The following is a 15,043-nucleotide window of genomic DNA, read 5'->3' on the forward strand; positions in this document are numbered from 1 at the left end:
TCCTAAAAAGTGGGGTTCGTACCACCGACGACAGTCACAAGATCCAGCAGCGGACGAACATCTTCAAGTTTCGAAGGGTCACATGCGAAGTTCTTGAAGTTGACACCTGTGTCGACGAGATGGCTCAACCACAGGCGGTGAGCCTTGACATAGTTCCCACCGTTCTCTTCCGCACGCTTCGCTGCTGCCGCGCTTCCCACCTGCGCCGTCAAAAGCGTCTTGGCCCCGCGGGCAATGAGTCTGGGAGGATGGTGCGGCTTTGCTTCGGTGTACGTATCCTCCGCAGCAATTGTTCCGGCCAAGTACCGTTTTGCATCGCCTGCTCCTAAGTGGTGAGACAAGTACAGCATCTTCGCGCGCTCCCCATCATTCAATTTCGAGAAATCGTAGCCACCACCTTCGAGTGCCTTGAAATTCGACATACCGTAATCCACCGCCGCCATGATCGCCGCCTCGGCATTCATCCGCAACTCCAGAAGTTCGGCCTTGTGCTCAGGAACCACGCTGAATCGCCCGGCTGCGTCCTTCTTCACCCACCCGTTTGCTTCGGCCTTTTGGTTGATAAAAGTTCCAGGCCTGATCGCCTCGCCCAGCCATGTACCCGCGAGAAATTGCGTGAGCCCTCTCGCTGTCGACTTCGACGCTGCCGAATTGGGATCCCATTCGCCAGTGGAAACGCGCACCTTTTTCGTCTTTTCCTTACCTTTGACCTTGATTTTTTTTCAACAACAACTGAAAGCTTCGCTGCCTCGATATTCACAACCGACGCGACGGCCTGCGGCTTGAAATTACTTTTCTTGCTCGCGGCAAGGATGTAGTCGCGAAACTTGCTGTTCGGCCCCAAACGCAGATTGTCCTTATTAGGACATTCGACACCTGCATTTACGACCGGATTTCCTGAACTGTCGCGATTGTGTTGCACCTCTCCTGGAGGCAGGGGCAACGGCGCCTTCTCTTGATGATCACTGCCACCTGTGTGGACACGCAGCGGGATCTGCGCCTTCAGCTTTGGGCTTTGTAACGTCGCCTGATGCACGCCTGCAGGCGGTTTAAGTTCAGCTACCTTCTTTCTCCCTCCATCGATCTTCGCCACATATACGTGAATCTTTTCGTCAGCCTTTCGCGTTCTCACGGGCGGCACGACCCCGTGTTCATCGGTAGCATGCTTGTGCCGACCTGCAGCTGTCACGATCGTCGTCTTCAGGTTTTGAATTGGCAAGCCTTTTGCGTCCGTGACGCGAATCCACAATTCGGCAAAGAACGCTTCGACAGGGTCCGCAGCGGGAGAGGAAAGGACAAGCTTTTGTCCTGGATAGATCAAGCGGGAGTTCTCGATCCGATTCAATTTGACGAGATCATCGACTGTCGTTCCGTGAGTGTGCGCAATGGCACTCAGGGTATCGCCGGGGCGGACGACATATTCGTTTTTAGTCTCCATTTTCATGCAACTCCAGCATCGCCTTCTTGTACGAAATCTGTCATCGATTCGTCGTTTTCCCGATCGATATTGAAGTCGTATATTGCACCCCACTCGCCTTGACCGTAAAGCACTGTCAGATGTTCGGTCTCAGCAGGGTTAACTCTTCGCTCAGAACCCTCGTCAGCAGACACCCCCATGACGATACGCCGCGCCGCTTCCGGCGACACGGCGAACATCGAGTACTTTACTTGACTGACAGACTGACCATCGTCTATCGATCTGAACAAAACTCTCTGACTGAATTTTGTGGGCGACGATTGAGGCAAGTCGGGTAATGGATAACTTAAACGCGCCGGACCAGCAAAACTATGTTGGCTTCCCTTTACATCGACACGACCAGGTGCATGAATTTCGATATCTCCGCCAGCAATTCGGATATACGCACCCCCGGACGTTAACAAAATCTCCCGCGCCGCCGCGATTTCCGTGTTCTCGGTCGCAGAGAGAATTTTCACCGTCTTCTGCGCGGTGATTTCGATATTGTCCTCATGCGCCTGCACCTCGACCTTGCCTTTCCCGGCAAAGAGCTTCATGCCCGCGTTCTGCGCGAACAGGCTGAGCTTCTCCTTGACGCTCGCCACCAGCGATTTGCCGCTGACGAGATGCGTGCTCTGACCACTCACCACGTTCACGTACCGGTCCGCAGCCAGGTGCGTACTTTGTTGCGACGCCACCCCGATCCCCGCCGGGCTCGCGAACAACATCACCGGCTCCTTGAACGCATTCGCATTCCCCGTCCCGCCGCCTGCAGTCCTGCCGCCGCCCGAAGCCGCCCCCGCCACGCTGCTCTGCGTCGCCTCGACGAATTGCTTGAGCGCATCGCGACCGGTGCCGAGACTCTCCGCCTGATGCATCTCGCTGACCTGCGACATCGATTCGATCAGCCCCTCAGCATTGCCAAGCTGCTGCTTCGCCTCACTCACGTCGAGCGGCTGGCTGTTCGCCTGCTTCGGATGCGTCGTCACGTACAGGCCCTGCCCGGCCCGCATCGCGCCGTACGCATCCGTGCGCAGGTCGAAGCCTGAGCCGAGATACGCACCGCGCGTGTTCCCGTTCTGCTCGATCAGATAGCCGAGATGAAGCAACGAATTCGCACTGCTGCTGAACAGGCGCGCGCGGTTCTGCCCGGTCGCGTCGTCGAGCACCATCTCGTTGTGCCCCGATCCCGCATACTCCTTCGACCGGAAGCCCGACAGGATCCCGTTGCTATGCCACTGCGGCCTGGTCGCACCGTTGTACACGCGATGCATGACGATCGGCCGGTCGCAGTCGCCGCCGATGTAGCCGATCAGCACTTCCTCGCCGACCCGCGGAATATGCACGCCGCCGTACCCGCCGCCGGTATCGGACTGCACGACACGCATCCAGCACGACGCGTTCTCGCGGCCTTCGCTCTGGCGGTCCCAGACGAACATGACCTTGATCCGGTTCAGCTCGTCCGTATAAACCTCTTCGCCCTTCGGCCCGACGACGATCGCCGTCTCGAGCTGCATCGCGGGCTTGCGATGCTCGAACGGGCTGCGGTACGGCACGCTCGCGCGCTGCGCTTCGACCTCGACGAGATAGAACCCGGCGGAGCCGTCGTCATGCCCAACTTCGAACGCCGCCGCTTCCCCGTGACCGGCCTTCACCTGCGCCAGCTGGTCCTGCAGGCTATGCGGAAAACTCGCTTCGTGGTCCGAAACCGGCAGATTGTTCTCGATGTACCGCGTGACGCCGATGGCCGCGAACTCGCGATCGCCCGCCGAATCGCGATCGTGCTCGGGATGACCGCTCAGCGTGAAGCGCCGGCCGGCATCGATCGCGCGCACGCCGCCCACGCCGAAGAAGCGCTTCGCGCGCGACTCCCATTCCTCGAGACGAATCTTCGACAGGTGTTCGCCGCGGTCCTGGCCCGGATACGTGTACGCGCCTGTGTATTCGTAGATTTCCGCCTGGCCCGGCAGGTCGCCCTGGCCGGCCTTGGTCGGCAGCGACGTGCCGTTCGGATTGCCCGCCGACGACGGCGCTTTGTAGTCGAACGTGCGCGTCGTGTGCAGCGTGCTTTGCAACGTCCGCGATGCGGTCCATTGCGTAAACCCGGCGGTTTCGGTGCCGCTGCCGGAACGATCGAACGTAACGACATTCGGGGACAGCGCATCGACCGCATGCACGTCGTCGGTGATGACGAGCGTATGCGCGTTCCCGTCTTCGCTGTGCCGCCAGAACCCGAACAGCCCTTCGTCCTCCATCAGCCGGTGCACGAAGTTCCAGTCGGTTTCGCTCTGGCGACAGTACGACCGGGACGGCAACGGTTTCGACAACGCGAACTGGTATTGGCCCCTGGCCTGCGGATGCGTATCGAACACGTCGGAGAGAATCGCGTCGACCGGCTGGTCCTGCCAGTACCGCATGTCGCTGCGGAACTTGAGGAAATGCATCCACGACGCGAAGCGCAGCTGGTAACTCGACAGGCTGCCGTCGGCGCCGAGCCGTCGCGCCGTGTGGACATAGCCGTTGATCGGCAGATACGACTTGTCCGGCTGCTGGATCCACAGCGTGATCGGCTGCGCGATCAGCGTCTTGAGCTCGACGTCGCTCGCGATGGACACCAGGTCGAGCGCCACGCTGAAATCGCGGCCGAGCGCCGAACGGGTCACGGCGCGGCGCGGCACGAGCGCATTGTTCGGCAGCGACGGGATGTCCGTCTTCAGCAGCCGATCCTGCTGGATCAGGCCACCACGAATCGCCTGTGCCAGTTCGGTCACGTTCATGCGTCACCCTTCTTCTCGTTCATCGCGAGCCCGCCGGGCCCGCGCTCTCAGGTCAACAAGCGGCGGCTCACGACTGCTCGTCGGGCCTCACCCCCAGCAGCTCGCGGATGTGCGACAGCGACCCGTCGTCCTTCACGACGCTCTCGAGCCACTTGTGCAGCGGCATGTCGGCCCATTCGGCGGCCTTGTCCGCGAGATACGCGACCGGGCTGTGCGGCTCGGTCTGGCGAAAGTAGCGCGCGACCGCACGCAGCTGGTCGACGGCCTGCGCACGGTTCTGGATGCCGGCGATCATTTGCGTCACCGGCGGACGCGGAGCGGTCTGCGACTGCACATGGGTCTCCTCGGTGTGGAACGCGTCGCCGAAGCTCGGCTCGATGCGCTCGGGCTGCGCCTGCGGCGCCGACGGCGCATGCGGCGCGCTGCCCGTATAGCCCTGCTCGCGCGCGAAGCGCTCGACGAGCCGGTACACGGTCTCGAACGCGTCGCGCGTCTGCCGGAAGCTCGGCGCCGAATCGCCGGCGCGTTCGACGAGCCGCTCCTCGAACGCGTCGAGCGCGATTTCGAACGCCTTCAGGTTCGCGAGCAGCGTCGTGTAGAACGCGATCGACGTCACGCGCCGCGACGCATCGACCTGCTCGACCGACGGCTTGCCGCGCGCGATGTCGTCCGCGTGTTCCGGATCGCGCTTCACGGCCTGCGCCACATGCTGCGCGACTTCCCAGTCGAGCGTGGTGAACGCGTTCGATGCGCCGTCCGTCACTGGAATGCCGCGCAGCAGCTCGGCCGTGCGGCCGGACAGCCACGCGACGTTGCCGAGCCGGTATTCGACGTCGTCGCCTTCCGGCAGCGGATGCACGGTGTCCCAGTAGTCGCGGCACAGGCCTTCCAGCAGCGCATAGCCTTCGGTGAGGCCGGTGATGCCGTCCTCCAGCGCGAGCGCCTCGGTCAGCCACACGGCGAGCCGCAGGTCCTTGGTGCGCGTGCGCAGCAGCGCGCCCGCGTGATCGACGACGAAGCCCCAGTCGGCCTCCTTGATCTCGGTCACCCACTCGCCCTGGTCGAGCGTCGGATCGTCGTAGCGCCGCGCGTCCTGGATCGCGTCGAATTCGTTCGAGAACAGCAGGTCGTCGCCGCTGGGCGATGCATCGCTGATCGGCGTCAGCAGCTCGGGGAGATTGATCGGCATGGTTCAGTGAATCCGTTGATGCATGAGATGTCGCGTGCGGAGGCTCATTCGACCGTATAGGCGAATTCGCCGGCCTCGTCCGCGCGCACGGCGATGCGCGCGATGGCCGCGCCGTCGGCGATCCGGCCGAGCACGTGGCCCGCGATCTCCGGCAGCAGCGTGCCGTTCAAAATGTGGTCGACGTTGCGGGCACCCGAATCGACCTCCGTGCAGCGCGCGAGCACCGCGTCGACGAGCGATTCGTCCCACTCGAACGCGGCCTTGTGGTTCGCTTCGATGCGGCGGCGGATCCGTTCGAGCTTCAGCTCGATGATCTCGGCCAGCACGTCGTCGGAAATCGGGTAGTACGGCACGACCTTCATCCGGCCGAGGAACGCCGGCTTGAACGTCTTGTACAGCTGCGGGCGCAGCGCCTCGGCGAGCGCGTCCGGATCGGGCAGCTCGTCGGCCGGCTTGTTCAGGCACGCCTGCATCACCGCGGCCGATCCGACGTTCGACGTCAGGATGATCAGCGTATTGCGGAAGTCGATCTCGCGCCCTTCGGCGTCGTCCATCGTGCCCTTGTCGAACACCTGGAAGAACATCTCGAGCACGTCCGGATGCGCCTTCTCGACCTCGTCGAGCAGCACGACGGAATACGGGTTGCGGCGCACGGCCTCGGTCAGCACGCCGCCCTCGCCGTAGCCGACGTAGCCCGGCGGCGAGCCCTTCAGGCCCGACACGCTGTGCGCTTCCTGGTACTCGCTCATGTTGATCGTGACCATCTTGCGCTCGCCGCCGTACAGGATGTCGGCCAGCGCGAGCGCCGTCTCGGTCTTGCCGACGCCCGACGGCCCGACGAACATGAACACGCCGCGCGGCTTGTTCGGATCCTCGAGGTTCGCGGTCGCCGTGCGTACGCGCTGCGCGATCGCGTCGAGCGCATGGTCCTGGCCAATCACGCGCGCGGTCAGCAGCGGCTGCAGGTTCAGCACGGTGTCGATCTCGTCCTTCACCATCCGGCCGAGCGGAATGCCGGTCCACGCGGCGACGATCTCGGCGACGACGTGACCGTCGACCTGCAGCGGCACCATCGGCTCGCCGCCCTGCAGCGCGTGCAGCGCCGCGACGCGTTCGGCCAGCTTCTCGCGCGTGGCCGGCACGTCGACCGGCTCGCCGTCTTCCGACGGACCGCGCGCCCGGTCGAGCGTGTCGCGCAGTTCGGTGATCTCGGCGACGATCGCGCGCTCGGCTGCATAGCGCGCTTCGTCCTCGGTCAATTGTGCGAGCGCCGTGTCGCGCGCGCCGCGCAGCTCGCCCAGGCGCTCGTCGTGCGCGGCGCCGCCCGCCGCTTCGCGCTCCAGCGACGCAATTTCCGCGTCGATGCGCTCGATGCGCTTCTTCGTGTCGTCGATCGCCGCGGGCGTCGCGCTGTGCGCGAGCGCGACCTTCGCGCACGCGGTGTCGAGCACGCTGATCGCCTTGTCCGGCAGCTGGCGGCCGCTGATGTAGCGATGCGACAGGCGCACGGCCTCGGTGATCGCATCGTCGAGAATCCGTACGTTGAAGTGCTTCTCCATCAACCCGGACATCCCGCGCAGCATCGCGGCCGCGAGCGGCTCGCTCGGCTCCTCGACCTTCACGACCTGGAAGCGCCGCGCGAGCGCCGCATCCTTCTCGAAGTACTTCTTGTATTCGCTCCAGGTCGTCGCGGCGATCGTGCGCAGCTCGCCGCGCGCGAGCGCCGGTTTCAGCAGGTTCGCCGCGTCGTTCTGGCCGGCCTGGCCGCCCGCGCCGATGATCGTGTGCGCCTCGTCGATGAACAGGATGATCGGGTGCGCGCTCTTCTTCACCTCGTCGATCACGCTCTTCAGGCGGTTCTCGAACTCGCCCTTCACGCTCGCGCCGGCCTGCAGCAGACCCATGTCCAGCACGTGCAGTGCGACTCCGCGCAGCGGCGGCGGCACGTCGTCGGCCGCGATCCGCAGCGCGAGACCCTCGACGACCGCCGTTTTGCCGACGCCGGCCTCGCCGGTCATGATCGGGTTGTTCTGGCGACGACGCATCAGGATGTCGATCGCCTGGCGAATCTCGGCTTCGCGGCCGATCACCGGGTCGATCTTGCCGTCACGCGCGCGCTGCGTGAGGTTGGTCGTGTACGTGTCGAGCGCGGGCGTCTTCGACGGGCCGGCCGCGGGCGCGGCGCCGTCGGCGGCCGGCGCGACGTCGCTGCCTTCCGCATCCGCCTGGCGCGGCTCGGCCTCGCTCGAACCGGCCATGATCTCGTCGAACTTGTGCTTCAGGTCCGTCACGTTCATTTCCGCGAACTGCGACGACATGCGCTGCGCGAACTGCGCGAGATCGGGCGCGGTCAGCAGCGCGAGCAGCAGGTGCCCCGAACGGATGCGGCCGAGCTGCGAATCGAGCGACGCGATCAACCAGGCCTGTTCGAACAGCGCGATCAGGTGCACGGAAAACACCGGCGTGCGCGTGTTGCCCGTCTTCAGGCGCGTGAGTTCGCGCTCGAGATCGGCGCGCAGCGCATGCGGATCGACGCGGCTCGCACGCAACGCGAGCGGCAGGTCGCCCGTCGCCTGGTCGAGCAGCGCGAGAAACAGATGCTCCAGATCGACCTCGTAATGGCCGCGCGCCAGGCACGCGCTCGCCGCGCGCTCGGTCGCGTGCCGGCACAGCGGGTTCAGTTTCGTGATCAGGGTCTTCAGAGGCGTGCTCATGGCGTCGATCTCAGGTTCGATTGTTTGTTGTCGTTCGGAATCAGTGAATCACGTGCAGTTCATAGCGGGCGTCCGAGCGGTCGTCGGCTGCGTCGCGGGTGCAGAGGAACGCGTCCCAGCCGAGCCGCGAGCCCGCGCCGAGCACGCTCGCGCCGACCTCGGTGCGTTTCAGCACGAGCTTCACCTCGTATTCGAGCGTGACGCCGGCGAGCAGCGTCAGCATCCGCTCGAGCGCGACGGCCTGCGCGCCGCCGGGCAGGAACGCCTCGTAGTCGCGCTTGGACAGCGGGCCGACGACGATCCGCGCGCGCATGTCGCGCTGCCATACGCGTTCGCCGACGAGCGCCGTCGCGCCGAGCACCGCGTTGACCTCGCCGAGCACGCTCAGCTGGTCGGGCGGCACGTCGTACCACTTGCCGACGAACTGGTCGATCTTCACCGGCACGCGGAAGTAATCGGACAGCGTGCGCTGCAGGTAGGCGGCCGACATCGGCCGGTGCCGCGCGGCGAGCGCGTAGCCGGCGACGGCCTCGTCGAGCACGCCGCCCGCGCCGGCCGCGAGGCTGTCGCGCACCTCGTCGCTCGGCACGCCGGCGATCGCGAGCAGGAGCGGCAGGTAGCGCTCGTCGCGGTCGAGTTCGTAATGGAACGGCAGCCGGTATTTCTTCCACGCCGCGTAGAACAGCGCGGTCGCGCGGTTCGAGAACACGTCGAAGAAGGCGCGTGCCGCGTGGTCGCGCTTCAGGTGCTCGCGCGCGACGATCTGCTCGGTGTAGTGCAGCGGCAGCGCGCCCTGCCCGCCGAGCAGCCCGAAGAATGCGGGTGTCAGTTCGACGTGACCGAGCTCGCCGGCCGCGAGCGCGGCGCCGCGATCCTCGCCCGAGTCGAGCAGCGTGCCGTCGTCGTCGAACGAGCGGGCGCCTTCGATCTCGCTCGGCGGAAAGCCGAGCGACAGCGTGTTGCGGAATTCGATGCGCTGCGCGACGACGTCGCCCTGCCGCCACGCGCCGGGGGCATCGGACGCCTGCCGCGCGAACAGCCCTTCGAGCACGCGCACCGCCTGGAAGAACTCGAAGCGGTGCGGCTCGTCGAGCAGCGCGTCGACTACGCCAGGATCGATTCGCCGGTGCGGGGCTTGCATCGAATGATCTCCTCGCCGGTGCGCTTCGACACCACGACTAGTTGAACGAAACTGTTGAGATGGACGTACAGCCCGAAGAAGCTGTCGAGCACGCGCACGAACGACGCGAGGCTCGCGCCGACGAAGTGCTCCTCGTCGATCGTCAGTCGGATCTCGATGCCGCGCACGAAGGTCGCGAACGGCTTGCCGGGCAGCCACTGCACGGCGCCGCGCTGCTCGACGCCGGCGAGACCGTCGATCTGGCGCATCGACACGGCGGTGCGCCGCAGGTCGTACAGCGTCAGCATTTCCTTGAGCGGCGCGAGCCCGTGCGCGACCAGCGACACGTGGTTCAGCGCGAGATGCGACACGAGCCGCCAGTGCGCGGCGCGGCCGCGCTCGAAGCGCACGCTCTGCGTCGGGCGCCGCAGCATCGAGATGCCGCTCGTCTGCGCGCCGCCTTCCTGGAACAGGTCGCCGCCTTCGAGGCCGAATGCGAGCATCGCCGGCAGGTCGCGGTTCGTGCAGGTGAGGTCGAGGCTCAGCGTGTCGGTCTGCGGCGAGGTCGGCTCGAAGTCGATGTCGACGATCGAGATCTCGGTCTCGTAGCCGGGGCTTTTCTGCGCGACCCAGTCGTTGCGGCGCGCGAACCAGTAGTGGCCGATCCGTGCCGATTCGCCGTGATGCAGCGAATAGAACGGCCGGAACTCGATCACCGATTCCTCATGCGCCTGCTGCCGGACGAGCTTCACCGAATCGATCGAGTACACCTCGTACGCGAACGCGCGGCGCGCTTCGGCGATCACCGGGTACGACACCGCGCGGTGCGTGATGCGGATCGGCTCGCCGTGCTGGCGGAACAGGTTGACGATCGGCGTGCAGAACAGCCGGAAATGGCTGGCCGTCAGCAGCTCGAGCAGCCGCGCGACGTGCGAATCGCTGCGCACGTCCTGCAGCACCAGATGCAGCGTCGCGCGCTGGCAGCGGCCCGACGCGCGCGCGATCGCCGCAAGATCGAAATCGACGAAATCGAACTTGTCGGGGAACGCGAAGTATTCGGTGAGCAGGCGATACGCGGGGTGCGACTTCGCCGGGTAGTCGATCAGCGCGTCGTCCTCGTCGAAGCCGGCGTGCGCGATCGGCAGCTTGCGCAGCGCGGTCCAGCGGCCGTTGCGCTCGGGCTCGACGTACGCGCCGAGCACGTTGACGAACAGGCAGTCGGTCAGCGCGGCGACGAACGACTGCTCGCCGTGCAGGTGCGCGCGCAGCGTCGGCAGCTTCAGCGCGCCGAGATCGAGCTGCGCGGCGAGCGATTCGAACGTGATCGAGATCACGCCGGTCGCGTTGGACGGCAGCACCGTCGCGCTCGGTGCGAGCGCGACCGGCGTGTAGCGCGCCTCCGAGATGCGGATCGGCGCGAGCGTCACGTCGTACGCGGTGCGGAACCGACACTGCACGCCGCGGATCGGGCGGCTCTTCAGCTCGGTGCCGCGGTCGATCACGACCGGTTCGGTCTGCTGGCCGGGCGACGCCGGCGTGAACTGCGCGATCGAGCACGACGGGAACGGCCGCAGGTAGTGCGGATACAGCACTTCCAGCAGCGCTTCGGTGAATTCCGGGTAGTCGTCGTCGAGCTTCTTGTTGATGCGCGCGCCGAGCAGCGCGAACGACTCGATCATCCGCTCGACGTGCGGATCCTCGCAGTGCTCGCCGGACAACGCGAGCCGCGCGGCGATCTTCGGATAGCGCTCGGCGAAATCTCGCGAATAGCGCCGCAAAAACGATAATTCGCGCTCGTAATACGGCAGCAATTCTTCCATCGACGACCCCGAACCTCAATATTTCCTGCCGGACCCTGATCCACCACCGGGCGGTCCGGCCCGCTCGGCAGCTCGATTCACAGCATTCTGGCCGCGCGTGCGCGCGTGACCGAATACTGCAGCGTCGACGGCTGCAGCATCGCATCGAAACTCACCGGCTCCTCGGCCGGGTGCACGACGAGCAGCGCCTGGATCGCGAAGTAAAGCGCGTTGGTCGACTGCTCGTTCAGCTCGAACGTCACCTGCACCTGCTGCAGCCGCGGCTCGTGGCGCGCGATGGCCTGCTGGATCGACTTGCAGATGAACGCGCGGTCGTAGTGACTCGCGAGGCTCAGCCCCGCGAAATCGTTCAGCCCGTAGGTCAGCACCGACTTCTGGCACTCCGGCAGCGCGGCCAGCTCGATTTCGGTGTGCGCGATACGGGTGTTGAGAATCGCCTCGACGTCGCGGGCGACCGTGTTCTTGAGCTCGTCCAGCGACAATTGCCGCATCGCGGCCGAGGCCGGCAGATGCGGTTCGTCGTCGAACAGCTTGTCGAGAAAACTGGGTTCGAATCTTTTCATCGGCCGGCGTGCACAGCGAAAACGGCAACGGGACGCCGAGCGCCCCGTTGCCGCAACCGACCTTAGACCGCGTAGGTCTTGTCGTTCTTCGTCAGGCTCCAGGCGCCTTGCGTGTTGCCGCCCTGGTTGCCGCCGATCTTCTGCTGGGTCTGCTTCCACTGCACGGCCGCGTACTTCAGCGAGAACGTCTCGAGCGGCAGACCTTCTTCGCGAACGCTCGGTGCGATGCTCGAGATGATCACGTACTTGAGCTTCACTTCCAGATACTGCACGCGCTTGCCTTCACCGTCCGCGCGCGAGAAATGGACCGTCACTTCATCGAACGTGGTGCCGCCCGACGCGTGCTGATACAGCAGCGGGCTCGACGAATCGATTTCCTTCGTGAAAATCATGTCGCCGTGCTCGCAGCGCGTCATCGTGTGACCGCCTGCGGTCGATGCCGTTGCCGAACGCGGCTGAACGATCGAGTGATCCCACGATTTCAGCTCGATCCAGCCTTGATGGTCCTTGTCCGCGGATTCGCCCTTCACCGCCGGACTACCAAACTGCAAGTGCATATGTAACATGGCCCTTCGACTCCCCAAAGAGGTGGTTTTAACGTCCTACCCAGGCGGCCCGCCCGGGCGATTTACTCGCTTATGAATTTGCCGGTTTGGGCAGATCAGCGACAAGTCGCAGAGAAATCGAGAGTTCGTCGAGCTGAAAGTGCGGACGCAGGAACGCGACCGAACGATACGAGCCCGGCTTGCCCGGAATCTCCGACACTTGTATGGATGCCTCGCGCAGCGGAAATTGCGCCTTCTGTTCCTGCGACGCGTTGTCGTCGAGCAGGACGTACTGCGAAATCCACCGGTTGAGGAAAGTCTCTACGTTCTGCGCCGATGCGAAGCTGCCGATCTTGTCCCGCATCATCGCCTTCAGGTAGTGCGCGACGCGCGATACCGAGAAGATGTACTGAAGCTGGGCGGACAGGACGGCGTTCGCATTCGCGCTGTCGGTGCTGTATTTTTTCGGTTTCTGCACCGATTGCGCGGCGAAGAACGCAGCGTAATCCGAGTTCTTGCAATGCACGAGCGGGATGAAGCCGAGGTCGCTCAGCTCCTTCTCGCGGCGATCGGTGATCGCGATTTCGGTCGGGCACTTCAGCGCGACTTCACCGTCGTCGGTCTTGAACGTGTGCGTCGGCAGGTCCTCGACGAGACCGCCGCCCTCGACGCCGCGGATCGCCGCGCACCAGCCGAAGTCGTCGAATGCGGCCGTCAGGCGTGCCGCGAAGGCCCACGCCGCGTTGCACCACAGGTACTTGTCGTGCTCGGTGCCGTCGACGTCCTCGACGAAGTTGAAGTTCTCCGCCGTCTGGCCGTCCTTCGGATTAAACGGCAGGCGGCCGAGGAAGCGCGGCAGCGTGAGGCCGACGTAGCGCGAGTCTTCCGAATCGCGGAACGACTTCCACTTCGCGTATTCGACCGTGTCGAACACCTTGCCGAGATCGCGCGGCTTGCCGAGGTCGGAGAACGACTCGAGGCCGAGCAGCTCGGGCGACGCCGACGCGATGAACGGCGCGTGCGCGGCCGCCGCGACGTGCGACATCTGCTCGATGAAGTACATGTCTTCCGGCTGGCGCGAGATCTCGTAATCGCCGATCAGCGCACCGAACGGCGAGCCGCCGAACGTGCCGAACTCTTCTTCGTAGACCTTCTTGAACAGCGCGCTCTGGTCGAACTCGCTCGCGCCCTTGAAGTCGCGCACGAGGTCGCGCTTCGGTGCGTGCAGCGCCTTGATCTTGATCGTCTGGCCGGTGTTGCTTTCCTTGACCAGGTAATCCATCCCGCGCCACGTGCTTTCGAGGCGCTGGAATTCCGGCGCGTGCATCACCGCGGACAGCTGCGTGGAGATCAGGCGATCGAGTTCCGCGACGCGCGCGTCGATCGTCGCCGACAGGTTGTCCGACACGATCACCGTGCCGTCGAGCACCTGGTGCACGAGTTCGCCGATCAGGTCCTTCGCACGTGCATGCTCGGAATCGGATTTCGCGACCTTGCTCTTCTCGACGATGTCGTCGAGCAGCGAAGTCCCGGCGGCGTATTCCGCGCCGCTCGCTTGGGCCGCAGCCGTTTGCTGGTTCATCTCAACACTCCGTCGTCATTCGCCGTCTTTGTCGCCGCCGGTGCCCTTCGCGAGCTCCTGCAGCTGCTGCGTGTTCTTCAGCACTTCGGACAGCAGGTCCTCGAGCTTGTCGTTGCCGGCGAGCTTGTTGCGCAGGTCGGCGAGCTTCGAGCGCGCCTCGAGCAGGCGGCGCAGCGGCTCGACCTGTTCGACGACTTCGTCCGGGTTGAAATCCGACAGCGAACGGAACTTCAGGTCGACCGCGAACTTGCCGCCTTCCGGGCTCAGGCGGTTTTCCACCTGGAACGCGGCACGCGGTTCGATCGCCTTCATCACGTCGTCGAAGTTGTCACGGTCGATGTTGACGAACTTGCGGTCGCGCAGCTTCGGCTGCTCGACTTCCGACTGGCCCGCCAGATCGCCGACGACCCCGACGACGAACGGCAGTTCCTTTACCTCGATCGCGTCGCCCTTCTCGACCTCGTAGGTCAGCTGGACGCGCGGCGGCCGTATTTTCTGCAAGCTTTTCTGAATGCTTTCTTTCTTGGCCATCTCGACGGCTCCCAGGTTAGTTGTGGTTATCGCGTCAGTTGCGGTCAGTTGCGCAGTGCGCTGAACGGATCGGCGCCGCCCTTCTGCGGCGCGGTGTTGCCCGACGCCGTCGGCGTGGTGGCAGCACCGGCGGCGACCTCGGTTGCAGCGCCGGCGCCGGCCTTCGGACGGTGAATCTGGCGACGCACGACCTTGCGCGTTTGCGCCTTCTGCTCCGGCGGGAACAGCGCCGATTCGCCGAGCGTGTCGCGCAGCTGCTTCGCGAGCGCCTGCGCGTCCGACTTCGCGTCGCCCGCGAGCGACGAATCCTGGCGCAGTTCGCCGAGCGACTGCGTCGCGATCCGCAGCCCCGCGACCGCGAGCACGCTCTTCGCCTGACGGTCGGTCGCATCGCGCTGCAGTGCTTCCTGCGCGGCGACGATCGCCTGGCCGTAGTGGTTCTGGGCAAACTGGATCTGCGCGATGCGCGACCACGGCTCCTCGCGCGTCGGATCCGACTTCGCGAGCTGCTGGTACAGGCCGAGCGCCTTGTCCTGGTCACCCGATTTCGCGACGGCGTCCGCATCGGCCAGCGACTTGTTGAACACCTCGGCAGACGGCGGCGCCGGCGGCTGGCTCGCACAACCGGCGATCACGCCGCAAGCCAGCACTACCCCAGAAAGTTTTGCGAAGAGACGGTCTTTCATCGTTATATCCACCGGCGCGTGAGTATTAAAATCGTTGAGAATCTGGTTCTTTTGCTTTGC

At 64.8% G+C, this 15,043-nt stretch carries 12 protein-coding genes; all 12 read right to left on the bottom strand.

Going from position 1 to position 15,043, the window contains the following annotated elements:
* Positions 1-2: 2 nt before the first annotated feature.
* Entirely contained in the window at positions 3-533 is a 531-nt protein-coding gene (locus U5A56_RS28225) for a hypothetical protein (protein ID WP_321925726.1), read from the bottom strand.
* Positions 530-1,444 carry a LysM peptidoglycan-binding domain-containing protein gene (locus U5A56_RS28230; RefSeq protein ID WP_321925727.1) on the bottom strand — a complete coding sequence of 305 codons (915 nt, stop codon included), beginning with the start codon at positions 1,442-1,444 and terminating at the stop codon, positions 530-532. The genes U5A56_RS28225 and U5A56_RS28230 overlap by 4 nt, the downstream gene beginning before the upstream one ends.
* Positions 1,441-4,233, bottom strand: a complete 2,793-nt coding sequence (locus U5A56_RS28235; RefSeq protein WP_321925729.1) for a type VI secretion system Vgr family protein — start codon at positions 4,231-4,233, stop codon at positions 1,441-1,443. The genes U5A56_RS28230 and U5A56_RS28235 overlap by 4 nt, the downstream gene beginning before the upstream one ends.
* Positions 4,234-4,300: 67 nt before the next feature.
* The gene (gene tssA / locus U5A56_RS28240) at positions 4,301-5,422 is read right to left on the bottom strand and encodes a type VI secretion system protein TssA (protein WP_321810691.1); all 1,122 of its coding nucleotides are present in this window, start codon (positions 5,420-5,422) and stop codon (positions 4,301-4,303) included.
* A gap of 44 nt (positions 5,423-5,466) precedes the next feature.
* Positions 5,467-8,136 carry a type VI secretion system ATPase TssH gene (gene tssH / locus U5A56_RS28245; protein WP_321925732.1) on the bottom strand — a complete coding sequence of 890 codons (2,670 nt, stop codon included), beginning with the start codon at positions 8,134-8,136 and terminating at the stop codon, positions 5,467-5,469.
* A gap of 40 nt (positions 8,137-8,176) precedes the next feature.
* Entirely contained in the window at positions 8,177-9,277 is a 1,101-nt protein-coding gene (gene tssG, locus U5A56_RS28250; protein WP_124667624.1) for a type VI secretion system baseplate subunit TssG, read from the bottom strand.
* A complete protein-coding gene (gene tssF, locus U5A56_RS28255) occupies positions 9,241-11,076 on the bottom strand; it encodes a type VI secretion system baseplate subunit TssF (protein ID WP_124487868.1) in 1,836 nt (611 codons plus the stop codon). The genes tssG and tssF overlap by 37 nt, the downstream gene beginning before the upstream one ends.
* A gap of 77 nt (positions 11,077-11,153) precedes the next feature.
* The gene (gene tssE, locus U5A56_RS28260) at positions 11,154-11,639 is read right to left on the bottom strand and encodes a type VI secretion system baseplate subunit TssE (RefSeq protein ID WP_044845929.1); all 486 of its coding nucleotides are present in this window, start codon (positions 11,637-11,639) and stop codon (positions 11,154-11,156) included.
* Positions 11,640-11,701: 62 nt separating this feature from the next.
* Positions 11,702-12,205, bottom strand: coding sequence for an Hcp family type VI secretion system effector (locus U5A56_RS28265; protein WP_006477093.1), 504 nt, complete (start codon positions 12,203-12,205; stop codon positions 11,702-11,704).
* A 70-nt stretch (positions 12,206-12,275) separates the two neighbouring features.
* Entirely contained in the window at positions 12,276-13,766 is a 1,491-nt protein-coding gene (gene tssC / locus U5A56_RS28270) for a type VI secretion system contractile sheath large subunit (protein WP_006751237.1), read from the bottom strand.
* Positions 13,767-13,781: 15 nt separating this feature from the next.
* Positions 13,782-14,297 carry a type VI secretion system contractile sheath small subunit gene (gene tssB, locus U5A56_RS28275; RefSeq protein ID WP_059465242.1) on the bottom strand — a complete coding sequence of 172 codons (516 nt, stop codon included), beginning with the start codon at positions 14,295-14,297 and terminating at the stop codon, positions 13,782-13,784.
* A gap of 44 nt (positions 14,298-14,341) precedes the next feature.
* The gene (locus U5A56_RS28280; RefSeq protein WP_124522218.1) at positions 14,342-14,983 is read right to left on the bottom strand and encodes a tetratricopeptide repeat protein; all 642 of its coding nucleotides are present in this window, start codon (positions 14,981-14,983) and stop codon (positions 14,342-14,344) included.
* Positions 14,984-15,043 lie beyond the last annotated feature (60 nt).

The sequence above is a fragment of the Burkholderia sp. BCC1998 genome, from assembly GCF_905339875.1.
Taxonomy (GTDB): domain Bacteria; phylum Pseudomonadota; class Gammaproteobacteria; order Burkholderiales; family Burkholderiaceae; genus Burkholderia.